Below are 24,155 nucleotides of genomic sequence, written 5' to 3'. Positions count from 1 at the left end.
CGCCGTTATTAAAAGTAACTTTGAGAGAACTACTTGGTTTTCCGAGACGTCGGAAACCGCAATACCGGAAAATCAATTGGAGAAATCACCATGGCAGTGAATGTAAATACCAACGTTTCAGCGATGACTGCGCAACGTTACCTAAACAACGCAAACAGCGCACAACAAACATCAATGGAGCGTCTAGCTTCTGGCTCTAAAATCAACAGCGCAAAAGATGATGCTGCGGGCCTACAAATCTCTAACCGTTTGAACGTTCAAAGCCGCGGCTTAGACGTTGCTGTTCGTAACGCGAACGACGGTATCTCTATTGCACAAACCGCTGAAGGTGCAATGAACGAGACGACTAACATCCTGCAACGTATGCGTGATCTTTCTCTACAATCTGCGAACGGCTCAAACTCTAAGTCTGAGCGTGTAGCGATTCAAGAAGAAGTAACAGCACTGAACGACGAGCTAAACCGTATCGCGGAAACGACGTCTTTTGGTGGTAACAAGCTACTTAACGGTACTCACGGTACTAAATCATTCCAAATCGGTGCGGATAACGGTGAAGCGGTAATGCTTCAACTGAAAGACATGCGTTCTGATAACGCTCAGATGGGTGGTAAGAGCTACCAAACTGAGAACGCTAAAGACAAAGACTGGAACGTACAAGCGGGCTCTAACGACCTAAAACTGTCGTTCACTGACAACTTTGGTCAAGCACAAGAAATCGACATCAGCGCAAAAGCGGGTGACGACATCGAAGAGCTAGCGACTTACATCAACGGTCAGCAAGATTCTGTTAAAGCGTCTGTGACTGAAGACGGCAAGCTACAAATGTTCACTGGTAACAACAAAGTGAGCGGCGATGTTTCTTTCTCTGGCGGTCTTGCTGGTGAGCTAGGCATTCAAGCGGGTAAAGACGTAACCGTTGATACTATCGACGTAACGTCTGTTGGCGGCGCACAAGAGTCTGTAGCAGTACTTCAAGCTCGATTCTTGCTCAAGCGAAGCAAGCGCCGAACTCGGCACTTAGCCTACTAGGTTAATCGATTAAAAAGCCACGTTGACTATAAGTGTTGTTGAGACAAAGTGTTAACGTAAGGCCTCCACAAATTAGCTCGTGGTGAGAGATGAGCGCTAAACAAACCCAGCTTCGGCTGGGTTTTTTATTGCCTGCTATTTATCAAAGACACATTGGGGAAAGATAAGTGTGTAAACAGAAGGAAAAGCGAGATTCCCTATCACGTTCGTGCCTCACTGTAGGGAATGACGGGGATTGGACGATAATGATCTTATTGCTTTGTCAAATGAGTACGATTTGTTTGAGCAAGTAATGGCTCAGTTAGAACAGAGTAGCTAATCGTCATTCCACAACCGAGTAGCTATTTGTAAGAAGAGCGAGCTCCGTCGTCATCCCAGAATCGAGTAGAACGAGATATCAGGGATCTATATTCGTGAAAGGATGCTGCAAAAGAGGGGGGGGGATTTCGCTGTTGGAGAGGGATAGAGTAATTAGTCGCCTGACATGTAAATATAACAGGCACAAAAAACGCCACCCTTAGGTAGCGTTTTAATTAAAGCAGATAAGTAATCGAGATTACTTAGTTACTTTAAGAACTGGAGTTTCACCAACAGTTACAGAACCAGAAAGCTTGTTCAGCTCTTTGATTTCGTCCATGTTAGAGATAACAACTGGAGTAAGCGTAGATTTCGCTTTCTCTTCTAGAAGCGCTAGGTCGAAAGTGATGATAGTGTCACCAGCTTTAACAGATTGACCTTCTTCAGCTACACGAGTGAAGCCTTCGCCTTTAAGTTCAACAGTATCGATACCGAAGTGAACGAAAAGCTCAACACCGTCGTCAGACTCGATAGAGAATGCGTGGTTAGTTTCGAAGATCTTACCGATAGTACCGTTAACTGGAGCTACCATTTTGTCGCCAGCTGGTTTGATCGCGATGCCGTCACCAACGATTTTCTCAGCGAAAACTACATCTGGCACATCTTCGATGTTTACGATTTCACCAGAAAGAGGTGCGATGATTTCGATTGCACCAGCATCAGCGCTGTCATCAGATACAAGCTTTTTCAGTTTGTCAAACAGACCCATTGTGTCATGCTCCTAACGTTTAGTTTTATTCTGTAGAATATACTATACCAATCTAACAAATTAGACGACTATTTTTAGCCGTCTAACTTTATTAAGAATTTGGCGATTACTGAGATTTCTCAGCGATGAATTTTTCTACGCAAGCTTCAATTTCAGCAGCTGTAGGTAGAGATAGCGCTTCGTCAGCCATAGCTTTAACTTCAGCGAAGTTAGAGTTACGGATTACTTTCTTAACTTTAGGGATAGAGATGCCGCTCATAGAGAACTCATCTAGGCCCATACCAAGAAGAAGAAGTGTTGCACGCTCATCACCAGCAAGCTCACCACACATACCAGTCCACTTACCTTCAGCGTGTGATGCGTCGATCACTTGCTTGATTACTGTAAGAACAGCAGGAGATAGTGGGTTGTATAGGTGAGAAATCATTTCGTTACCACGGTCTACCGCAAGAGTGTATTGCGTTAGGTCGTTAGTACCGATAGAGAAGAAAGATACTTCTTTCGCTAGGTGGTGTGCGATTGCAGCAGCTGCTGGAGTCTCAACCATTACGCCGATTTCGATATCTTCATCGAAAGCTAGGCCTTCAGCGCGAAGTTCAGCTTTGTACTCTTCGATTGCTTTCTTCAGTTCACGGATCTCTTCGACAGAAATGATCATTGGGAACATGATGCGTAGTTTACCGTGTGCAGATGCACGTAGGATACCACGTAGTTGGTCACGTAGGATTTCACGACGATCCAAGCTGATACGTACTGCACGCCAGCCTAGGAACGGGTTCATCTCTTGTGGAAGATCCATGTATGGTAGATCTTTATCGCCACCGATATCCATAGTACGGATGATCACTGACTCACCGTTCATTGCTTCAGCTACTTCTTTGTAAGCAACGTATTGCTCTTCTTCAGTAGGAAGCGCGTCACGGTCCATAAATAGGAATTCAGTACGGTACAGACCAACGCCTTCACCGCCATTACGCAGGATACCGTCACAGTCTTTTACTGTACCGATGTTGCCGCAAACTTCTACACGGTGACCGTCTAGAGTTTCAGCATGCAAATCTTTTAGTTTTGCTAGTTCAGCCGCTTCTGCTTCGAAATCTTCTTTGATTTTCTTAGCTTCTGCTAGTTCAGCTTCAGAAGGGTTGATGATGATCTTGTTGTTCATCGCGTCTAGCACAAGCATGTCGCCGTTCTTAACTTGCTTAGTGATATCGTTAGTACCAACGATAGCTGGAAGCTCAAGAGAACGTGCCATGATTGAAGTATGAGATGTACGACCGCCGATGTCACAAGCGAAACCAAGAACGTAGTCTAGGTTGATTTGTGCAGTTTCAGATGGCGTTAGGTCGTAAGCTACTAGGATAACTTCTTCACTGATGTCTGATAGAGACACAATGTTGATGCCTAGAGCATTTTTAACGAAACGAGTACCGATATCGCGGATATCAGTTGCACGTTCTTTTAGGTACTCATCATCAAGAGATTCAAGCGCACAAGCTTGCTCTTCGATCACAGTGTGGATCGCGTTGTCTGCGTGCATTTTTTCTTTCTTGATGAGTGCTAAAATCTCTTCTTCTAGCTCTTCATCTTCAAGCAGCATGATGTGGCCTTCAAAGATTGCTTCTTTTTCTTCGCCAAAAGTTTCAAGTGCTTTTTGCTTAACAACTTCAAGTTGTTGAGAAGATTTGTTACGAGCGTCAAAGAAACGCTGTACTTCTGCTTCAACTTGGTCGTCAGAGATAGATTGAGTGTTTAGGACAATTTCATCTTCTTGAAGTAGTAGTGCTTTACCGAAAGCAATACCAGGAGATGCTAGGATGCCTGAAATCATAGCCTTACCTTAGTTGTTCAACTGTAAACGGGAGAGTGTGTGACTTTAAGTCGTCGACTAATGTCGCGCTTATTCCTATCTATTTCGAACAAAGCCACTTTGCTATGCAAAATGGCTTTGAAAGAAGGAGACCGTATTAGTGTAGTTGATCCATAAGAGCAACTAGGTGGTCAACTGCTTGCTGAGCTTGAGGACCTTCAGCTGAAATAGTTACGTTAGTACCTTTTACTAGGCCTAAAGTTTGTAGTTTGAACAGGCTTTTCGCGCTAGCGCTTTTGCCGTTAGAAGTCACTGTGATGTCAGCGTCGAAAGATTTTGCTTCTTTAACGAACTGTGCAGCTGGACGAGTGTGAAGACCGTTTTCTGCTGTGATTTCTACTTGCTTCTCGTACATTTTATATACCCCAATTAATTTATTTTTTGTAAGTTTGTAACCAGTTTAGCTTAACTGCTTTAGCTCAAATGCGCTAGAGGCTAGTACGCCATGTTCGTGTTAGAACTTAGACTGGTTATAAATTTTTATCCAGCCATGGTCATCTTTTGTTGAGGACTCACGACCTTCAGAATCTGTTTATTGCTTCTTTTATTTTGAAGCGAAAAATAAAACAGACCCGATATTACCAAAGGTGGGGCAGGGATCAACAAAAAAGCCCCTAAACGGGGCTTTTTTGGACGAAAAATTGATTTGACCACATATTATTGTTGGTTCTCTTTTTCCGTAAAGATACCTGCAAATAGCGCTGTACTTAGGTAACGCTCACCAGAGCTTGGAAGTACAGTGACAATGGTTTTTCCTGCAAATTCAGGTAGTTCAGCGATTCTGTTTGCCGCTACTACTGCTGCACCTGAAGAGATACCTGCAAGGATACCTTCTTCTTTCATTAGTCGTTGAGCCATTTCAATTGCTTCTTCAGAAGTTACTGACTCTACGCGGTCGATAAGTTCTAAATCTAAGTTTCCAGGGATGAAACCGGCACCGATACCTTGGATTTTGTGCGGAGCTGGTTTGATTTCTTCACCTGCAAGTGCCTGTGCGATTACTGGAGATTCTGCTGGCTCTACCGCGACAGAAGTGATGGCTTTGCCTTTTTCACCTTTAATGTAACGACTTGTACCAGTGATAGTACCGCCTGTACCTACGCCAGCTACAAACACGTCAATCTCGCCGTCTGTTGCTTCCCAGATCTCAGGACCTGTTGTTTGTTCGTGAATCTGTGGGTTAGCTGGGTTGTTGAACTGTTGTAGTAGTAGGTATTTGTCTGGATCTGAAGCAACAATCTCTTCTGCTTTAGCAATCGCGCCATTCATGCCTTTTGGTGCTTCAGTCAGTACTAGGTTTGCGCCAAGCGCTTTAAGCAGCTTACGACGCTCTAAGCTCATTGACTCAGGCATAGTTAGTGTAAGTTTGTAACCACGCGCTGCAGCTACGAATGCGAGTGCAACACCTGTATTACCACTGGTTGGTTCAACAAGCTCGATGCCTGGCTTAAGGGTACCTGCTTTCTCTGCTTCCCAGATCATGTTCGAACCGATACGACACTTAACACTGAAGCTTGGGTTACGAGCTTCGATCTTAGCTAGGACGTTACCTTTGCTTACTTTGTTTAGGCGGACTAGAGGTGTATTACCAATCGTTAGGGTGTTGTCTTCGTAGATCTTGCTCATGCGATATTCCTTCATTTAATGACAGAACTAAACGTAGTATATCAATCACTTTACCGTCTAGTGTCTTTCGATGTTTGTTCAGCTTGAATTTAGATTAAACAAGTTGAAAAAAAGGTAAAAGGATTAAAAAGTTATATCATATAGATATGTAGCAGAATTGACGCCTATCTTTATTGAAATCAGAACTTCAAAAAGATAGGCGAAACTAGGAAGTGCAGGCAGAGAGTTAGATACGAGAACTATAGACGAGAGCGTAGAGCTTGGTCTTTAAACTCAGCAACCCACATCGCGGTTGCACCACATACGGCTACGGGCATTACAATCAGGTTCAAAATTGGAATAGTAGTGAACACGGAAACAAGCGCGCCGAAGCTATAGCTCTTACCTTGTTTTTGTTTCAAACTATTTCTCATGTCATCAAATTTGATTTTATGGTTATCGAATGGGTAGTCGGCGTATTGAATCGCTAATATCCACGCGGTGAAGATGAACCATAAAAACGGTGCAACGGTTTGTCCTAGTGCTGGAATTAACAAAAGTAGGAATAAACCGATCGCTTTTGGCAGAACGTAGACAAGCTTGCGCCATTCTCTTGCTAAAATACGCGGTGTGTCTTTAAGAACATCAAGCAGGCCATCATCATTGACTTTCTTGCCGCTAAGTAGCTCTTCGACTTTTTCAGAGAGCAAACCGTTAAAAGGAGCTGCAATGAAATTGGCAAGGGTGCTAAAGAAATATGAAAACGTTGCTAAGACAGTTAACACCAATAGTGGCCATAAGATATAGGACAACCATGACAAGAAGCTTGGTAAACCTTCCATCCAGCCTTCAATCCAAGTGTTTAAGTTAGAGAAGATATAAAACAACGCACCACCAACCAGCAGGACGTTAGCGATAAGAGGAAGTAGCACAAATTTACGAATGCTCGGTGACAACGCGATTTTTATTCCGAAAACAAAATAGCCAAAGCCGGAGCGGGGAACAGATTCAATAGTCATATTTAATTAAGGTCACATGTGAATTTGGTTAAATAGCAAACACGTCTAGTGTACTCGACCGAAATTAAGAAAAAAAGCGTGGTGAAAATCACACCATCTAAGGAACTAATTGTATTAAGTTGTTCTAAAACAGTGGCTACTTTTGATAGAGTAGTGAGATTGGTCAAATTAACCCAACTTAGTGACAGCGTTTTGCCGCTAGTTGACTAAGAAAGCTGAGAGCGAAAAATGCAGGAATTGCGATTTGTACTCATTATTGTTGGCGCACTAGCTATCGCCGCATTATTGTTCCACGGTTTGTGGACGAGTAAAAAAGAAGGGAAAGCAAAGTTTGGAGATAAGCCACTTGGCAAGCTAGATAATGATAGCTTAGACGATGCTGAAACCATCCCAAACCGTCCATTCGCCCCAGAAGATGATTTTGAAATAATCCGAAAAGAGCGTAAAGAGCCGGATTTTGCGGTATCGCCATCTGCGGCTGATCCGCTGATCGATTCAGATCCGCTTACAGCACCACAATCAAAAGAAGAGCAACAAGACGATATCGAGTTGAATGATTTGCCTTCTTTCAGTGTTGAAGACCCTATCAAGGTTGATAGCGAACCGGAAGGTGCTGAACAAGCGGTAGAACCAGAGGTTCCTAGCTTCGAACTCACCGACGAGCAAAAAGAGAGCCATGCAGGTTTTAAAGAGCAGTACGGTTCTTTTGAAGAAGTTGCAGCTGAACAAGTTGAAGAGCCTGTAGTCGCAAGTGAGCCAATGGCTTCACAACAAACTTTTACTGCAAGTGAACCATTCGCAGCAAAAGAGAGTGCTGCTCCACAAGCAGCAGCTCCTGTTGAAGAAACAAAGCAAGATGAAGAGTTAGGCTTAGAGGTGATTGTCCTTAATGTTCACTGTGCTGGAGAGATCCCATTTGTTGGTACTGAACTTTTCCGCAGCATGGAGAACAATGGCTTAACCTACGGTGAGATGTCTATTTACCACTGTTTTGCACAATCAGCTGATGAGCCTAAAGTTATCTTCAGTGTCGCGAACATGATGCAGCCAGGAACTTTAGAGCATGATGATCCAGCTGACTTTACGACTAAGGGTATTTCGTTCTTCATGACGTTGCCATGCTATGGTCAAGCTGATCAAAACTTCAATGTGATGTTGAGTGCAGCACAGAAGATTGCTGATGATATGGGTGGAAACGTCTTGGATGAATCGCGTAACTTGATGACACCAAACCGTTTATCAGACTATCGCAAACAGATTAGAGACTTCATGTCGGCAGCGAATGCTTAGCCATATTGTTTAGCCTAGTAAATAATCTATATTTATAGAAAAGGGCTCCTAAGGGAGCCCTTTTTGATATTTCAATCACGACAGAGAATGATATGAAAGAATCGATTCAAGTGACCTTAGAGCAGTTAAGAGAAACTCTGCACTATCATGCCGTTCGTTATTACGTAGAAGATAGCCCAGAGATCCCTGATGTTGAGTACGATCGATTAATGCAACAGTTGCTAAAGATCGAAGAAGAGAACCCAGAGCTCGTAACGGTTGACTCACCGAGCCAACGTGTTGGTGGTCAGCCACTAGATGGCTTCACACAAGTGACTCACGAGATCCCAATGCTTTCTCTGGATAATGCATTCTCTGATGAAGACTTAGATGCGTTCAATAAGCGTATGTCCGATAGGGCGCCAACCGCTAACCTTAAGACTTTCTGTTGCGAGCCTAAACTCGATGGCCTCGCTGTGAGTTTGCTTTACGTGAACGGGACATTAGTTCAAGCGGCGACTCGTGGTGATGGCGCAACGGGTGAAAACATCACTGAAAACGTACGTACGATTAGCTCGATTCCACTTAAGCTACAAGGCGAAGGTTGGCCTGAACGTATCGAAGTGCGTGGTGAAGTGTTCATGCCAAAAGCCGGCTTCGATAAACTGAACGAAATGGCGTTGAAGAAAGGCGAGAAAGTCTTTGTTAACCCACGTAATGCAGCAGCAGGTAGTTTGCGTCAACTGGATTCTCGTATTACCGCAAAACGCCCATTAGCTTTCTATGCTTACAGCGTGGGTGTGGTTGAAGGTGCAGAGCTCTCAACTAGCCACTACCAACGCTTTTTGCAGCTGAAAGGTTGGGGTTTACCTATGTGTCCTGAGACGAAGCAGCTTAGCTCTCTTGAGGATGTAAAAGCGTATTACCAAGATATCATGACGCGTCGCGATGCTCTGGCTTATGAGATCGATGGCGTGGTGATCAAAGTCGATGATATCGCGGCACAAGAAGTGCTTGGCTTTGTTGCTAGAGCCCCTCGTTGGGCGATTGCTTACAAGTTCCCGGCTCAAGAAGAGATTACCCTGCTTAACGATGTTGAGTTTCAGGTAGGCCGTACCGGCGCTATTACGCCTGTAGCTAAACTGGAGCCTATCTTTGTGGGTGGTGTGACGGTGAGTAATGCAACGCTACACAACGCTGATGAGATTGCTCGTCTAGGTGTGAAGGTAGGTGATAGCGTTATTATCCGCCGTGCTGGTGATGTGATTCCACAGATTGTCGCGGTTGTACAAGACCGTCGCCCTGAGACGGCTAAAGACATCGTTTTCCCTGATGCATGCCCTGTATGTAGCTCTGCGGTTGAGCGCGTAGAGGGGGAAGCTGTAGCGCGTTGTACTGGCGGTTTGGTGTGTCAGGCTCAGCGTAAAGAAGCGCTTAAGCACTTTGTATCTCGAAAGGCGCTTGATGTTGATGGTCTGGGCGTGAAAGTAATAGAGCAGCTTGTTGATCGTGAAATGGTCGAAACACCAGCTGATCTGTTTAAACTTAGCGCTGGCGTGATTACGGTGCTTGACCGTATGGGGCCGAAATCGGCACAGAACGTGGTGAGTGCGCTGAACAAAGCGAAAGATACGACGTTAGCGCGTTTCCTTTATTCACTGGGTATTCGTGAAGTCGGTGAAGCGACTGCGATGAACTTAGCACAGCATTTTAAGACATTAGAGCTCGTTCAATCGGCAACTCATGAACAGCTTGTTGAGGTGTCCGATATTGGCGACATCGTTGCTAGTCATATTACGGCTTTCTTCTCACAAGAGAAAAACCGAGCGGTCGTTGAACAGCTTATCGAACTAGGCGTGAACTGGCCTGTGATTGAAGATGCGCCAGATGACCAAGAATTGCCTCTAGAAGGCAAAGTGGTTGTGCTAACAGGTTCATTGTCTCAATTGGGCCGAAGCGAAGCGAAAGCTGCACTTCAAGCGTTAGGTGCTAAAGTAACGGGTAGCGTATCTAAGAAAACCGATATCCTATTTGCCGGAGAAGCAGCAGGTTCTAAATTAACCAAAGCACAAGATTTAGGTATCGAAATAAGAACCGAAGAAGATCTAATTGCTCTTCTTTCGTAAGTAAATTCAGGTAAAAAAAGCTCAAAGGCACTCCTTTCAAGAGAGTGCCTTTTTTGTGTCTGTTATAAAAATGGTGGCTTTTTAATTGTTGAGAATTTTGTTCTTATACGAACTACAAAATCAGGACAGTGACGGCGCTCAACATTAATGAAATAGCGTTCTAGTTGTATCAGAAATGCGAGTCATATCTATTTTTATAAAAGGCGATCTTTCTTAAGTTGCTGTTTTATATGGTTTTAGGTGTTATTGTGTGTGACCTTTCAAATTTATCGATCTGGATCACTAAGTACATGGTAAATTTGCACCAACTCATATTTTTTTAGATGAAAATTAAGTTCTCATTGATCTTTTTGAGGGCGAAGTTAGTCTTAATGCCATGGATGCACGATGTGTATACCCAGAAAGGAAATAGAGAATTCAGCGTTAAGGATTCTCAAACAAGAAAAGGTATTTCTCTCTACGGCGGCCAACTTTAGGTGGGGAATATTCAAACAGCTATATCCATTTTTAGGAGTTTTATTCCATGGAAAACAAATTTTTCAAACGTACTCTACTAGGTGCATCCGTTGCACTTTTATCGACAGGCGTAATGGCGAAAGAAGTTGGTATCAACTCTGACTTCAACGTTGACGTATACGGTGTTGCAGCTATCTCTCTAGTTAACTACAACACAACTGATAACAACGACTCTAGTACTGGTTACGCTGTAGAGAACGAATCTCGTATCGGCTTCCGTGCTCATAAAGATATGTTTGATGATGTATTAATCACAATGCAGATCGAATCTGGTTACGTAGATAGCACAGACTGGTCTCACGGTGGTGTTTCAGGTGGTGTTCTAGGTTTCCGTGATACTTTCATTGGTGCTTCTGGCTCTTGGGGTAACCTACGTGTTGGTCGTGTTCTGACTCCACTATACGAAATCGTCGACTGGCCATTCTCTAACCCTGGTCTAGGTTCTGTATTCGATTGGGGCGGTATCAATGGTCACTACGATCGTCAATCTAACCAAGTTCGTTACGATTCAGCTAAATTTGGCGGTTTCTCTTTTGCAGCTTCTGTTGGTCGTGATGATAACGACAATGGTGGTGGTGCAGCGACTCGTGATGCAAACTTCGTTGGCGCAAGTGCTAAATACAGCTTTGAGAAAATCACATTCATGGGTGCGGTTGAATCTGGTACTCGTGTAGTTGCGGCTTCTGGTGGTGAGTATGTTGTAGCTCAAGAAGATATTAAAGATGCAAACGGCACCGTAACTACGCCTAAAGGTGAAATTTACCTAACTGATACTGTAGCTGGTTACGATGACGACACATTCGCATACATCGTTGGTTTTGAAGCTAGCCTACCAGCAGGTTTCGGTTTCGCTGCAGCATATAAAGGCGAAGAGCTAGACAACGGCATCCGTAAAGTGACTCAAGATTCTTACTCTATCATCGGTCAATACTGGAATGGTCCAATCGGTTTCAAACTAGGTTACGCAGCTAACCTTGAGTCTGAAACAAATGGTTCTAAAGATGCTAACTCAGACAGCAACACTATCTCAGGTCAGCTAATGGCTGTTCATAACGGTTTCGTACCTTACCTACGTGTAGCGGGTCGTACTGTTGGTGACGCTGATACAGATATCGTAACTCGCGTTGGTCTTGAATACGGTTTCTAAGCTAGAATCTTTAGCTTAAACAGTTAGATAAAAATCAAAACGCTGGTAAATTTTGTTTGCCAGCGTTTTTCCATAGTGAACATAAGGAATTAGTCATAATGAATAAAGTTAGTGTAGTTGTATTATCATTATTTTTGGGAGCTTGTAGTTCACTCGATTCACAAAGTAATTTTGCAGACTCAGTTGCTGATGTTCAGCCTAAAGGTGGTTACATTAAAGTAACCGGTCAATCTTACGTAGCAGAAAATAGAGCAAATGTAGGCGCAGACATTCTCAAGTCGTCGCTTTATTTTACATACAATAAAGAAGTAACACCGAATACTGCCCCAGAATCTTCAATTACTATGGACGTAAGTTACTTCCAAAGTTACAAAGAGTACGAAACGGTTAGTTTTTTTGGCAAGACGATAGAACTAGAAGATAGACAAGTACCAAGAGAAAGCTGCAGCGAGCACTGTACTAAGACTCAATATATTAAATTTCCACTAAGTGACGCTGATATCCAGCAAGCAAGAGAAAAGAATTTAGAATTTACGCTTGAAGGCCAAAACTCAGTAATGAGTACGACTTTTATCGTGCCGAAAGCGTACATCGACACAATTTATAACGGTGCAAATAATCATACAGCTATCGCGGTTGCTCCAGTTGCGGCTGTTCCAGTAGCAGCAGTAGCTGCTGAAGAGCCAAAAGCCTCACAAGCACAAGAGATGGTGAATTACTGGTATGGTGAAGCAACCAAAGAAGAGCAATCTGCAGTGACAGATTGGGCATTCAAGAATCGTAAGAACGCGAACCCAGCACCACTAGAAGGCTCAAAAGAGATCGAAATGGTTTCTTACTGGTTCAATAAATTAGACAACGAAGAAAAATCTCAGACGATGATTTGGTTGTTGGAGCAAGAGTAAGCCTTTAACCTAAGCCTCAAACTATGTTTTTCAACCGCAGTATTGTATAACAGCAGTACTGCGGTTTTTCATTTTAAGCTTACAGGTAACATTGTGAATATTGGTGAAGTAGCGAAACGTGTTGGTACAACAGCGAAATCCATTCGTTTTTACGAAAGTAAAGGCATGATGAGTCCGCCACATCGTTCAGAAAATGGCTACAGGCAATATGGCGAGATTCATATCGAGCAGCTAGAATTTGTGCTCAGAGCAAAGATGGTTGGCTTCACACTGGATGAGTGTAAATCCTTGGTTGAGCTAGCTATGAACCCTAATAGGCAAAGTTTCGAAGTAAAACAGAAAGCGACTCAGAAGTTAGACGAAATAGAATTGAAGCTCGCGGAGCTCAATAAAATGAAGGCTCAATTGCAATCTTGGGTACACGACTGCCCAGGTGACGCTTCTACGGATTGTCCTATCTTAAACAATTTATCTGGCCGTCCTTAGACCATTTCAGTAATAAATATCAGTCAGGCTGTAAATGATGTTACTAGCCTGACTTAACCACTTATCACAGCACTTTTCCGCCGTAATGTTTACAGATCAGTAGTGGTACATGAGTGACCGCGTTACCATCTGAACACTTAACAATAGGTCCCATATTACCGTTACCTGGTGATTGACTGCTCGCTAGAGCGCTTCCGAATGACAAGCTAAAAATAGCCGTAACAATGATTAGAAAATGTCTCATACAAACTCCGTTAGTTTTATCTCCGATTGAGATAAGTGAAAGTATGGACAAGGTGAAGAAAATTTCAAAAATTGGACGGACTTAACATTTTTAATAATTATAATTAAGCGATAGTGAGACGAACTATTCATATGTATTTTGGCTAACAAACTTGGCTTTCTTATGCCTTTTGGATTCATTCAAATTTTTTAGCTTTATGAAATAAGAACTTATTTTGTTATCAATTAAATCTATCGTAATGATATTTAAAATATTATTGATGAATAAAAACTAAAAAAGCCTGCATTTATTGAAAATGCAGGCTTTATATATTAATAAACTATAAAGGTTCTATTATTAGAACTATTCCGTCTAAAGCAACAATCTTTATTTCTGTGCCAGATGGAATATCTTGGCTAGCCTTTGCAGACCAAGAAGAGTCACCGAACTTAATACGACAGCTACCTTTTTTGACGTCTTCACTTAGAACGAGGGTTTGACCTACCAGCTGCTTTTCTCTTTGGTTGAGTTCTCTATTTGAATCTGACCGCTTATCACTAGATAGTTGCCTTCTCCACCACAACCAAGTGGTGATAAGGGAGAAGCTAGCAAAGGATAGCCATTGCATCTGCCAACCAATTGGTAGAGCACCCAAAAGAGCACCGACCAACATGGCTGAGATGCCTATCCACAAAAAGTAACCAGCGGTTCCAACCAGTTCAAGTGCAAGCAACGCTAGACCAAACGCCAGCCAGTGCCAGTGGTTTACTTGTTCTAGTAATTCGACCATAAGTTAGTCCTTACTATTTGTATCATTCTTGTGTGTGAACATTTCTGCGATACCAGCAACAGAGCCCATTAGGCCAGTCGCTTCAAGTGGTAGCATGATGATCTTACCGTTTTCTGCTTGTCCAATTGACTTCAATGCCTCGGTATAGCCTTGTGCAATAAAGTAGTTCACGGCTTGCATGTCACCCTGTGCAATTGCGGTTGATACCATTTCTGTTGCTTTCGCTTCTGCTTCTGCCGCACGTTCACGTGCTTCTGCTTGAAGTATTGCGGCTTGCTTTTCACCTTCAGCTTTTAGGATCTCTGATTGTTTGTGACCTTCAGCCTTAAGGATCTCAGCTTGTCTTACACCTTCTGCTTCTAAGATATCGGCACGCTTGTTACGTTCCGCTTTCATCTGAGCATTCATCGCAGCCGTCAGGTCTGCTGGTGGCTGTACGTCTTTAATTTCGATACGGGTAACCTTTACGCCCCACGGGTTGGTGGCTTCATCCACGATGTTAAGAAGCTTGGTGTTGATCATGTCACGTTGACTTAGCATCTCATCAAGTTCCATTGAACCCAGTACCGTACGAATGTTAGTCAAAGTTAGGTTACGAATCGCGTGCTCGAGGTCATTGACTTCATACGCTGCTCGCGGTGCATCAATCACTTGTACGAAACAGACCGCATCAATAACCACATTGGCATTGTCTTTAGAGATAACTTCTTGCGCGGGGATATCAAGAACTCGCTCCATCATATTGATTCGTTGACCGATCTTATCAATGAACGGAATGATTAAGTTAAGGCCTGGTTTTAGTGTGTGTGTGTAGCGGCCGAAGCGCTCTACCGTCCAGTTATTACCCTGTGGTACGGTTTTTACACCAGCGAAAATAAAGAGCAGTGCGACGACAGTAAAGACGCCAATAGTAATCAAAGTATCGATAGGCATACAAAGTCCTTTGCAAGTTTAAGTTTCAAATTATTTATTACTCATACTGGCGCATATTTAAAGTGGGAGCAAATTTATAAATGAGAAATGGGCCATAAAACATTGATTTTATGGCCCATTGCGAGTTTTTCATTCAAAAAGCTTATGAGTTGCTTTGTCGATTTTGTATTTGACTACTTACTGTTTAGGAATCAAGGAGCCTAATTAGTAAAGCAGAGAGTAAAGCTGACGGCGGTACTTACTAGCAACAGGATTGCCTTGCCCAAGTGCACTTAGGATATCCATGAACTCTTTTTTCATGTCTCCATCAAGAGCATTGAGGTCTTTGACTAGGAAAGACCACAGTAGGTCCATTGCTTCTTCACTACGGTTTACTTGATGGTATTGCAGTGCCAATTCTGACGCGGTTTTCGCATCGCTTGAGTTTTGCTGCAGCGCCGCTTCTAATGCTTGGATCTCTGGACTATCGGCAGCTTGCTTATGAAGTTCAAGCTTGGCGACTAAGCCTTTGTAGTAGTTGTCTTGGTACTCGAGTGGAATTGTTGCCAGCTGAGCCTCAGCAAGGTCAAATTGTTGGGTTTCTAGTAAACACTCTGCAATTGCCAGTTTAACTTCACCTTTGCTCGTTAGTTCTGCTGGAAGCTGCTGCATAGCCGCTAAAGCTTGAGTGTGCTCACCGGCTTGCATCTGCTCAAGTGCTTGGCGTAGTGCCAATTCATCTTGGCTTGGAAGGTGTTTGCCAAGCATTTCCACAATTGCTTCTATACGTTGCGGGCCACCTAGGCCATCGACAGGTTGACCGTTAACAAACAGTGCAATAGTCGGCAGTGCTTGAACACCAAATTGGCTAGCAATGGCTTGCTCTTGTTCGCAATTTAATAGCGCGAGCGTGAATGCACCATTGTATTGCTGAGTTAAGGTTTGTAGTTCAGGAATGACTTGAGCACTCTCTTGGCTCATTGGTGCCCAAAAATGGATGAGGACAGGGGTCTGCATCGAACCTTCTAGTACTTGACGAAAGTTCTGCTCATTAAGTTCAACAATATGCGGAGATTGCATTTACGTTCCTTGAGATTTGTTTTGGGATACGTTGCAAATATGGGGGGATAAGCGGGTAACTTCAAGATCTAACTGGGTAATCTCGTATAAAAAGAGGCAAAAATAGAAAAACGCTATGCTTCAATGTTGATAGAGTTGTTAACTCAACATGGAAGACACAGCGTTCTCAGTGAGGTGGTCAGTGAGGTATTACGTAAGATACTCAAAACAGAATAAACAACGTAATTGCCAGACTCAGACCTACCAAATTAAGGCGGTTTAAAGTCATGAAGTATCCAAAGGGTTAGTCCATCAATTGGGGATAACTGATGAGATAGGCTAAATCATGACATCTTATTGTTACGAATAAATTACATCGTTACATTAAAGTTTGCGACTGTTCATTCAAAGTTAGTAATTTATGCGGCTTTTCTGAGAATAGGGTCTAGCAAACGGCTCGGCAGTAATCTTTTCAATACAGCGAACACTTTAGTAGGAGTGGTTACTCTGTACCTTAGCTTGGGTTTATCGGCGGTGAGCGCGTGATAAACAGGTTCGATACAACTTTCGGCAGGCAAAACAAACGCATTATTCGATGATTCTTTTTCAAGTCGATCTTTTTGTTGTTGGTAAGCATGCTGATGAACACTACCTTCTATGTTAATCCACTTATTGAAAGCTTTTAAGGCGTTGGTTCGAAATTGGGTTTCGATTGGGCCGGGTTGGAGCAATGAAATGTGTATGCCACAGCCATGAAGCTCTAAACGCAGAGTGTCTGTCCAACCTTCAATTGCGAACTTTGATGCGTTATACGCACCACGATATTTCATCGCAGCAAAGCCGAGTACCGAACTGTTTTGGACAATACGCCCTTCGCCACGCTCTCGCATATGAGGCAGGATCTGGCAAACGAGGTGGTGCCAACCAAAGAAGTTGGTTTCGAACTGTTCTCTTAGCCCTTGCGTCGGTAGATCTTCTAAAGCACCTGCCTGACCATATGCACCATTATTGAACAGGCCATACAATCCATTTGGTGCTAGCTCGATGGCTTGTTTAGCTCCGTTCTCAATACTGTCCTTGTTGGCAAGATCCAACTGAATACAGGTGAGACCTTCTTCTTGAAGGCGTTGAACGTCTTGTGGGTCGCGGCAAGATGCGATGACATGAAAGCCGCGTTTGTGAAGTGCGTGAGCACAGGTGTAGCCAATGCCAGTTGAGCAACCAGTGATGAGAATCGACTTGTTCACACTTAATCCTTTATCAGAGCTTCTTTGCTCTTAGAGTAAAGAATTAGTCTTGATGTTGTAACAAGTTTTTTAATGCAGGCTCGATTCTTGAGTAACTAAATATAAAGCCCATTTCAGTTAACTTCTTAGGCTTGGAACGAATGCTGTCGAACAGCAAGCAGGACGACTCGCCCATAAGTAGCGACATCGCCCACTTTGGGGTGAACAAGAAGTGAGGGCGACGCAATTGTTTTGCGAGAGTGCTACTGAATTGCTTGTTAGTCACAGGGTGAGGAGCACACATGTTGAATTCACCTTGAGCGTGTGGGATTGACAACAAGTGATTGATGGCTCTGACCATGTCGAGCATGTGAATCCAGGGCATGTACTGTTTACCTGACCCTAATGGACCACCAACACCAAGCTTGTAAGGCATCAGCATCTTTTTGAGTGCGCCACCGTTTTCACCCAAAACAATCCCTGTTCTTAATAGGATAACGCGAGTGTTCTCTGATTCGGCTCGTTTAGCTATCTCTTCCCAGTGAGCACAAACTTTATGAGGGAAGCTCTCGTCTTCGACTTGCAGTGATTCATCAAATGGGTGTTGTTGCTGGTCGCCATAGTAGCCGACGGCAGATCCGCTGATAAAGACTTCAGGTGGTGTTGTGCTTGCTTGAATGAGCTCGACGATCTTCTCTGTGATCAGCCAGCGGCTGCTACAGATTCTCTCTTTTTGCTCATCACTCCAGCGTTTGTCTGCAATCGGTTCACCAGCGAGGTTTATCACTGCATCGAAATCGTTGACGTCATTCAGCTCATCAAGGGATTGGATGTAATGAAGGTTGTTTTGGTTCAGGTGGCTTAGGCATTGTCTCGCTTTTTCAGTGTTTCGCGTGAGCAATGTGACGTCGTCAGTGTTCAAGCTCTTGATCAATTCAGAGCCAATAAATCCAGTACCACCAGTTAACAATATCTTCATACCAATCTCCTTATTAAACATAATTATAGACATGGCTTGTTTTTAGTCGCCAACCAATACGAAAAAATCACTATAACGATCAGTTGGTTTCAATCGTGTGATACCTAAATAGCCGCACCAACAATTGGTTAAACAGTGAAATTTAATTCATTAGTTTAGATATGTGTATCGTTATCACAGTTAAGAGATTTTACTCGCATATGTTACCAACTGCGTAATGTTTATCACATTAGAAATAATAAGGATTTGCCATGATTACTACGGATAGATAATCAAACGTAATTATTGGCTATAGGGAGTTGCGATGACGGCAGTGCTAGCTTTGTTTCGAGCTATGTTGGGTAGCCTTCGTGATTTATTGCCTATTGTTGCGGTGATCGCGTTCTTCCAGCTTGTTGTTTTACAAGAGCCGCTTCCGCATCTGCTGTCTATTTTGGCGGGTTTAGTGCTGGTGGTCTTTGGGCTCACATTCTTTATCTTCGGGCTTGAAATGGGGCTGTTCCCGATTGGCGAATCTATGGCTCAAGCTTTTGCCCGCAAAGGAAGTGTGTTCTGGTTACTGACTTTTGCTTTTTGCCTGGGCTTTGGAACAACCATAGCGGAGCCTGCGTTGACGGCGGTAGCAGCCGAAGCGGCAGAAGTGGCGGCCGAGGGCGGTGTAATACCTAATTCTAATGATGAAATGGAAGAATACGCCGACGGCCTGCGTTTCACCGTCGCATTGTCGGTAGGTATCGCAATATTACTTGGGGTACTTCGGATCCTAAAAGGTTGGCCAATTCAATACATGATCATCGGTGGCTATATTGGTGTGGTGGTGCTCACGGCTTTTGCCCCCGAAAATATCATTGGCATAGCGTATGATTCTGGCGGCGTCACCACATCAACCATCACCGTTCCGTTGGTGACGGCATTAGGCGTGGGCTTGGCTTCAGCCATTAAAGGGCGTAATCCGATGATCGACGGTTTTGGATTGATCGCATTCGCTTCACTGCTGCCGATGATGTTTGTCATGGTCTATGGAATGGTAGTGACATGATCAGTGTTCAACAGTTTATCGATACCTTTCTTGGCACCGTGATGGATGTGATTCCGATTGCGGTGATCATATTTGGTTTTCAATTGGCGGTGCTACGCAGGCCAGTCAACAACCTGCCCAAAGTATTGATAGGGTTCTTTTACGTCATTCTTGGCTTGTCTCTTTTCTTGATGGGGCTAGAACTGGCCTTATTTCCTTTAGGAGAGACGATGGCGATGCAGTTAACGGAGCCGTCTTTTCTTACTGAATTTAAAATCAGTTCTGGCTTAGCCCTAACATGGTTTGATTATTACTGGGTCTATCTTTTTGCGTTCTGTATCGGATTCAGTACCACGATCGCCGAGCCTTCATTGATAGCGGTTGCGATTAAAGCGAATCAAGTTTCCGGTGGCAGTATTAGCGTCAATGGGCTCCGGATTGCCGTTGCACTCGGTGTTGCAATCGGTATTTCGCTGGGCAGCTATCGGATCGTGGCTGGTGATCCTATTCATTACTACATCATTGTTGGTTACGTGGTTGTGGTGATCCAAACGTTTTACGCGCCCAAACTTATAGTGCCTTTGGCCTATGACTCGGGCGGTGTAACCACATCGACGGTGACAGTGCCATTGGTGACAGCATTGGGGCTTGGACTTGCCTCTACCGTACCTGGGAGAAACCCGGTGATCGATGGTTTTGGGTTAATCGCCTTTGCTAGCTTGTTTCCGATTATTTCAGTAATGGGCTATGCCCAAATAACGCAATGGTTAAACCGTTTACACACCTCTAAGGAGAGCAAAGATGCGCTTTAAATTGATCTTAGCGTTTGTGGAAGAGAGCAAGACTGACATCGTACTCGACGCGGCGCGTGATGCGGGCGCGACGGGGGCCACCGTTATCAACAATGCCAGAGGGCAGGGGCTAAACCAAAAACGTACCTTCTTCGGTTTGACGCTTGAGGTACAAAAAGATGTGCTGCTGTTCGTCGTTGAAGAGCACTTAGCACGACACATTTTAGAGACCATCGGCAAAGTTGGCGAGTTCGACCAAGAATCAGGGCAAGGAATAGCAGTACAAATCGATGTTGAAGATGCGGTTGGGGTTGCGCATCAAGTCGAGACATTAACTAAAGTTGTGGAGGATGAGCTATGAGTACCAGTGACAAAATCCGGGTTGGCGATGTAATGGCTAATACCTATGTGATTATTGATGGCTTAACCACAGTGTTAGCGGCGATAGAAATGGCGAAAAAGCATAAGGTAAAGGCAATCATTGTGGATAAGCGTCATCAAGATGATGAGTACGGGATTGTGTTGATGAACGACATTGCCAAAAAAGTCTTAGCCAAAAATCGCTCTCCCGAACGCACCAATATTTATGAAATCATGACTAAGCCCGCGTTAAGCGTGTCTGCCGAGATGAATGTTAAGTACTGTGCGCGCCTATTTGAACGCTTTGGTATTAGCCGCGCTCCTGTGGTCCGTGATAATAAGATTGTCGGTATGGTTAGTTACAATAATATTGTTATCAACGGTATGGTGAGAGATGACGTATAGCCGATAGGTACGTACAATAGGCCCATAAATTTTATGGAGAAGTACGTGTGAAATTATTTTTTGCTTCAGACCTACACGGTTCGCTACCAGCAACAGAAAAGGTATTAGAGCTATACCAAGCTTCGGGTGCCCAATATTTAATCCTACTGGGAGACATTCTGAATCATGGCCCTAGAAATCCGATTCCAGAGGGTTACAACCCGCCTGCTGTTGCAGACAAGCTGAACGAGTTCTCCCAAGAGATCATTGCTGTCCGTGGTAACTGCGACAGCGAAGTCGATCAGATGCTGCTCTCTTTCCCAATGATGATGGATTACTCATGGGTGTTACTAGAGTCAGGCCAACGTATCTTCTTAACTCACGGTCACCTGTATAACACAACGAAACGACCAGCACTGAAAGCGGGTGATATCATTGCTCATGGCCATACCCATATCCCAGTTGCTGAGTACCAAGATGACATCTTCATTTTTAACCCTAGCTCGGTGACGTTCCCACGAGAAGGGCATGCAGCAAGCTATGGTATCTACGAGAATGGTACCTTCAAAGTGATCAGCCTTGACGGCGATGTACTGGTTAGCGGCCAGCTTTAAATCATAGAACTGGCCGTCATGGGTTTATTTTGAATCCACGTGGCCGAGGTCTCTGTCTGGAGCAATGATGTTTCTCACTCTTTGCTTCAGAACTTTCGCTTCAGGAAAGCCGCCGTCCGCTTTTCTTTCCCATATCTGTATCCCATTGCAAAAGATCTCAAATCGTCCACCGGTATCTGGGTTTAAACTGACTTGTTCAATCTCTTCGCTGAAGGTATGAAGCAGCTCCTGACACAACCAACTTGAGCGAAGCATCCAATTACATTGACGGCAGTAGTGTATCGCTATTGTTGCTTTTGCCACGGTAGGGTTGTTTTGATCTAACTCTGTATTCATAGATAACCTTGAAAATTCTAAAGCAATAGTTTGATGCCGACGGCAAACGTCAATATTTCGAAAGCCGTTTTGACGAGTTGATTACTCGAGCGGTTTGCCAGAACAGCGCCTAAGCTCCCACCAATGAATGAACTCAGCAGTAATATGGGTAACCATACCCAGTATATTGGTGCACCCGCTTGAACAATGGCAATACCACCGATGCCATTCCAGAACAAACCGACACATATCATGGTTAATGCGACGGCTTGTTTATAAGTAAAACCAAACCAACGAACTAGAAATAGGGTAACTAAAAGACCAGATCCGGCAGTGAGTGAACCGTTGATGATGCCAATGAGTGCAAGTCCAACCCCACCAATTATCCAACCTTTTATGTCTCGGTTTTTAAGCTGCTCTTCTTGACCCAATTGTTTCTTTAGTCGTGAGTAAACGCCCAGTGCTAAGATCATTGCGCCAAGCAGTTTCTGTGCAATGGCATCTGGGATCATGAGTACGATATTCGCGCCAACGACCACTCCAATGCTGCCGACGATAATTAGGTAGATACAAATTTTCCAACTTAACATGCCACTCTTGATATGGGTATATGCAGCACCTAAGCCGAGAGCGACGCTAGCGACTTTGTGGGTAGCCAGTGCAACTGAAAAGGGCAGTCCTAGAAAGATGAGAAGAGGGAACTGTAGAAGCCCAGCACCGCCACCTGATAAAGAGGCAAGCGTGTTGGCGACTAATGAGCCAAAGAATAAGGCGAGTGAGTTTATCCAATCCATAGAGTTTTATCTTTGAGTTTAAGATAACAAAAAGGGGCTTCATGCCCCTTCTTTAGGTTTATCGTGAATGGTATTCATCCATCGATATGTCGTAAATAGCTATCCAATGTTAGTTTGAAAACAACACGGTAGAACCGTGATTTAAGCTAGTCAGTAGCAGTGCTTTCGGGTTAACAATATCGATGCGACGACTTTGCTCTGCATCCATCTTGATTACTTGAGTAATAAGCTCTAGTTGCTCTTGAGAGAAGTCTTGGCGCTGAGCCGATGTCACATCTTTAAACTCAGTTGGCGAAACCAGTAGGTAGTTGTCGTTGATATCCCACTGACCCGTCTCTGAAATGTTGATTACGTTAGCTGGTGCGGTTTGTGTGCCGTATAACCTAACCACCGACATTCTCAGATATGTGCCGTTTGGTAGATACTTAGCATTTGATGACAGCTCAACTTTACGCAGTGGGCCGATTGAATCCGCTTGCTTGGTATCACTGATCAGCGTCACCATTTTTGATTGCCACTCATGTGAGGTAAGTAGGCGCTCTACTTTTGCGTCACTACCCCAATACAACCAACCACTTAGAAAAGCAGAAAGAACCAGTAAGATAATAGATACTTTTAATTTCATGTTACTGGCCACCTTTACAAATGTCGTCTACGTCCGACTGGTTTGCATAAATTCTTAGAGTAATGTTTTCGCTAGAGTATTCTTGCGGGTGAATGTAGTTGAGGGCTAAGTTGTTAGTTTGCCCACCTGTCGCAATCACTTCAGTTGGTTTCAGCATACCAGTGTGATTGGTGTTGTAACGTAATACACACTTCTCAATAGCAGGCAGCCAGCTGGTAAGGTCTGGATGATTAATTGGTGACTGAACTTTTACACCATCGACTTCTGCTAATGTACGGAATTCAGATTCCGCTGGATTGGTAAAGGTGAGCACCATAATTGGCATCATGACAGCGGCAAACAGCAAACCAAGGATTAACCACTTGTTACTGTTCTTCGTGTCTGTAGCTGGTGGTACTTGCTGCGGCTCAACGGAAACCGTGGTTTCTTGAACTTTAGATACAGGCTCTGGCAGGCGAGTCTCAGAAACAACGTCTTCCGCCACAGATGCCGTTGCAAACGTTAAGCTTGGTTCTACGTCATTTTCGGCAATTTCAACTGCAGCAGGTTGGTCGTTTGATGAAAGTGGCGCTGAGCGTTCAACGGTTGCGATAAATTGATAACCGCGTTTAGGCACAGTCTTAACGAACTCTGGAGATTTCGTTGAATCTTTCAGCATTTTACGTAGTGTTGAAACGGCTTGAGTTAGGCTTGAGTCATCAACCTCAAAACCTTGATCACGCCAAACATATTCATGTAATTCATTACGAGTGATAACTTCATTGGGTCTTTCCGACAGCATTAGGAGAATGCGGCTTTCATTACTGCCAAGGCGTACGACTTCGCCGTCGCTCATTTGGTCAACAAGTGAGTTGCTGTTTGGATCGAATACGAACCGCTGCGCGAGAATAAACTTTGTGCCGATATTGCTCATTGAATTCTTCTACTTTGGGTTATTTTGAGTGCGAAATAGACAAATCTGAGGTGAAATTTATTCAAATCTTCACCAAATCATGACTTCTTTTATGTTCTTTTATATTTATGAGAC

At 43.8% G+C, this 24,155-nt stretch carries 25 protein-coding genes and 1 pseudogene; 11 read left to right on the top strand and 15 right to left on the bottom strand.

The features are described from left to right. The first annotated feature begins 90 nt into the window (after positions 1 to 90). A pseudogene (locus tag F0228_RS21845) lies at positions 91 to 1,034 on the top strand (flagellin). A 551-nt stretch (positions 1,035 to 1,585) separates the two neighbouring features. Here the strand turns inward: F0228_RS21845 and crr are convergent. The 5 genes from crr to cysZ all read right to left on the bottom strand — a co-directional run bounded on the left by crr (position 1,586) and on the right by cysZ (position 6,589). Then, on the bottom strand, positions 1,586 to 2,095 hold the full coding sequence (crr, locus tag F0228_RS21840; protein WP_004737851.1) for a PTS glucose transporter subunit IIA: 510 nt from the start codon (positions 2,093 to 2,095) through the stop codon (positions 1,586 to 1,588). A gap of 106 nt (positions 2,096 to 2,201) precedes the next feature. Beyond that, the gene (ptsI, locus tag F0228_RS21835; protein WP_061034186.1) at positions 2,202 to 3,926 is read right to left on the bottom strand and encodes a phosphoenolpyruvate-protein phosphotransferase PtsI; all 1,725 of its coding nucleotides are present in this window, start codon (positions 3,924 to 3,926) and stop codon (positions 2,202 to 2,204) included. A gap of 136 nt (positions 3,927 to 4,062) precedes the next feature. Continuing rightward, entirely contained in the window at positions 4,063 to 4,320 is a 258-nt protein-coding gene (locus F0228_RS21830; RefSeq protein ID WP_004734263.1) for an HPr family phosphocarrier protein, read from the bottom strand. Positions 4,321 to 4,622: 302 nt separating this feature from the next. Next, positions 4,623 to 5,591 carry a cysteine synthase A gene (cysK, locus tag F0228_RS21825; protein WP_008224684.1) on the bottom strand — a complete coding sequence of 323 codons (969 nt, stop codon included), beginning with the start codon at positions 5,589 to 5,591 and terminating at the stop codon, positions 4,623 to 4,625. A gap of 239 nt (positions 5,592 to 5,830) precedes the next feature. Further along, positions 5,831 to 6,589, bottom strand: a complete 759-nt coding sequence (gene cysZ / locus F0228_RS21820) for a sulfate transporter CysZ (protein ID WP_171731253.1) — start codon at positions 6,587 to 6,589, stop codon at positions 5,831 to 5,833. A gap of 228 nt (positions 6,590 to 6,817) precedes the next feature. Here cysZ and zipA point away from each other — a divergent pair, with 228 nt between their 5' ends. The 5 genes from zipA to cueR all read left to right on the top strand — a co-directional run bounded on the left by zipA (position 6,818) and on the right by cueR (position 13,038). Continuing rightward, complete coding sequence (zipA, locus tag F0228_RS21815) at positions 6,818 to 7,879, top strand: cell division protein ZipA (protein WP_171731252.1); 1,062 nt, start codon at positions 6,818 to 6,820, stop codon at positions 7,877 to 7,879. A 92-nt stretch (positions 7,880 to 7,971) separates the two neighbouring features. Beyond that, positions 7,972 to 9,984 carry an NAD-dependent DNA ligase LigA gene (gene ligA / locus F0228_RS21810; RefSeq protein WP_171731251.1) on the top strand — a complete coding sequence of 671 codons (2,013 nt, stop codon included), beginning with the start codon at positions 7,972 to 7,974 and terminating at the stop codon, positions 9,982 to 9,984. A gap of 523 nt (positions 9,985 to 10,507) precedes the next feature. Beyond that, positions 10,508 to 11,647 (top strand): porin, encoded by a 1,140-nt coding sequence (locus F0228_RS21805; protein ID WP_061034181.1) that lies wholly within the window; start codon positions 10,508 to 10,510, stop codon positions 11,645 to 11,647. A gap of 98 nt (positions 11,648 to 11,745) precedes the next feature. Next, on the top strand, positions 11,746 to 12,552 hold the full coding sequence (locus F0228_RS21800; protein WP_061034180.1) for a DUF2057 family protein: 807 nt from the start codon (positions 11,746 to 11,748) through the stop codon (positions 12,550 to 12,552). A gap of 93 nt (positions 12,553 to 12,645) precedes the next feature. Continuing rightward, positions 12,646 to 13,038, top strand: coding sequence for a Cu(I)-responsive transcriptional regulator (gene cueR / locus F0228_RS21795; RefSeq protein ID WP_105057473.1), 393 nt, complete (start codon positions 12,646 to 12,648; stop codon positions 13,036 to 13,038). 64 nt (positions 13,039 to 13,102) lie between these two features. Here cueR and F0228_RS21790 read toward each other — a convergent pair whose 3' ends face one another. The 6 genes from F0228_RS21790 to F0228_RS21765 all read right to left on the bottom strand — a co-directional run bounded on the left by F0228_RS21790 (position 13,103) and on the right by F0228_RS21765 (position 18,227). Continuing rightward, positions 13,103 to 13,282 carry a hypothetical protein gene (locus F0228_RS21790; protein WP_004737863.1) on the bottom strand — a complete coding sequence of 60 codons (180 nt, stop codon included), beginning with the start codon at positions 13,280 to 13,282 and terminating at the stop codon, positions 13,103 to 13,105. Positions 13,283 to 13,601: 319 nt separating this feature from the next. Further along, positions 13,602 to 14,051: an NfeD family protein gene (locus tag F0228_RS21785; protein ID WP_105057472.1), complete on the bottom strand. Its 450-nt coding sequence runs from the start codon at positions 14,049 to 14,051 to the stop codon at positions 13,602 to 13,604. A gap of 3 nt (positions 14,052 to 14,054) precedes the next feature. Then, positions 14,055 to 14,984, bottom strand: a complete 930-nt coding sequence (locus tag F0228_RS21780) for an SPFH domain-containing protein (protein ID WP_008224544.1) — start codon at positions 14,982 to 14,984, stop codon at positions 14,055 to 14,057. Between the two features lie 204 nt (positions 14,985 to 15,188). After that, positions 15,189 to 16,043, bottom strand: a complete 855-nt coding sequence (locus F0228_RS21775; protein ID WP_171731250.1) for a co-chaperone YbbN — start codon at positions 16,041 to 16,043, stop codon at positions 15,189 to 15,191. 398 nt (positions 16,044 to 16,441) lie between these two features. Next, the gene (locus F0228_RS21770) at positions 16,442 to 17,269 is read right to left on the bottom strand and encodes an SDR family oxidoreductase (RefSeq protein ID WP_171731249.1); all 828 of its coding nucleotides are present in this window, start codon (positions 17,267 to 17,269) and stop codon (positions 16,442 to 16,444) included. Positions 17,270 to 17,312: 43 nt separating this feature from the next. After that, positions 17,313 to 18,227 carry a TIGR01777 family oxidoreductase gene (locus F0228_RS21765; RefSeq protein ID WP_171731248.1) on the bottom strand — a complete coding sequence of 305 codons (915 nt, stop codon included), beginning with the start codon at positions 18,225 to 18,227 and terminating at the stop codon, positions 17,313 to 17,315. Positions 18,228 to 18,531: 304 nt separating this feature from the next. Between F0228_RS21765 and F0228_RS21760 the strand changes: the two genes are divergently transcribed. The 5 genes from F0228_RS21760 to yfcE are packed head-to-tail and all read left to right on the top strand — an operon-like array spanning position 18,532 to position 21,394. Then, positions 18,532 to 19,266 carry a DUF1538 domain-containing protein gene (locus F0228_RS21760; protein ID WP_171731247.1) on the top strand — a complete coding sequence of 245 codons (735 nt, stop codon included), beginning with the start codon at positions 18,532 to 18,534 and terminating at the stop codon, positions 19,264 to 19,266. Further along, entirely contained in the window at positions 19,263 to 20,057 is a 795-nt protein-coding gene (locus tag F0228_RS21755; RefSeq protein ID WP_004737872.1) for a DUF1538 domain-containing protein, read from the top strand. Before F0228_RS21760 ends, F0228_RS21755 begins: the two co-directional genes overlap by 4 nt. Next, entirely contained in the window at positions 20,047 to 20,397 is a 351-nt protein-coding gene (locus tag F0228_RS21750; RefSeq protein ID WP_004737873.1) for a P-II family nitrogen regulator, read from the top strand. The genes F0228_RS21755 and F0228_RS21750 overlap by 11 nt, the downstream gene beginning before the upstream one ends. Then, the gene (locus F0228_RS21745; RefSeq protein WP_116871761.1) at positions 20,394 to 20,801 is read left to right on the top strand and encodes a CBS domain-containing protein; all 408 of its coding nucleotides are present in this window, start codon (positions 20,394 to 20,396) and stop codon (positions 20,799 to 20,801) included. Before F0228_RS21750 ends, F0228_RS21745 begins: the two co-directional genes overlap by 4 nt. Before the next feature lie 47 nt (positions 20,802 to 20,848). Next, positions 20,849 to 21,394, top strand: coding sequence for a phosphodiesterase (yfcE, locus tag F0228_RS21740; RefSeq protein ID WP_102424341.1), 546 nt, complete (start codon positions 20,849 to 20,851; stop codon positions 21,392 to 21,394). A gap of 24 nt (positions 21,395 to 21,418) precedes the next feature. On the opposite strand, the gene F0228_RS21735 is transcribed toward yfcE, so the two are convergent. The 4 genes from F0228_RS21735 to F0228_RS21720 form a co-directional block, all read right to left on the bottom strand. Then, on the bottom strand, positions 21,419 to 21,730 hold the full coding sequence (locus F0228_RS21735; RefSeq protein ID WP_162884335.1) for a SelT/SelW/SelH family protein: 312 nt from the start codon (positions 21,728 to 21,730) through the stop codon (positions 21,419 to 21,421). Positions 21,731 to 21,747: 17 nt separating this feature from the next. Beyond that, positions 21,748 to 22,503 (bottom strand): sulfite exporter TauE/SafE family protein, encoded by a 756-nt coding sequence (locus tag F0228_RS21730; protein ID WP_171731246.1) that lies wholly within the window; start codon positions 22,501 to 22,503, stop codon positions 21,748 to 21,750. Positions 22,504 to 22,612: 109 nt separating this feature from the next. Further along, positions 22,613 to 23,128, bottom strand: a complete 516-nt coding sequence (locus F0228_RS21725; RefSeq protein WP_008223800.1) for a regulatory protein ToxS — start codon at positions 23,126 to 23,128, stop codon at positions 22,613 to 22,615. Position 23,129: 1 nt separating this feature from the next. Further along, positions 23,130 to 24,041: a transcriptional regulator gene (locus F0228_RS21720; RefSeq protein WP_061034170.1), complete on the bottom strand. Its 912-nt coding sequence runs from the start codon at positions 24,039 to 24,041 to the stop codon at positions 23,130 to 23,132. Positions 24,042 to 24,155 lie beyond the last annotated feature (114 nt).

Origin of the sequence: Vibrio sp. 99K-1 (genome assembly GCF_013114585.1) — a bacterium.
GTDB classification, from domain to species: domain Bacteria; phylum Pseudomonadota; class Gammaproteobacteria; order Enterobacterales; family Vibrionaceae; genus Vibrio; species Vibrio chagasii_B.
This window is presented reverse-complemented; position numbering and strand designations above follow the sequence as displayed.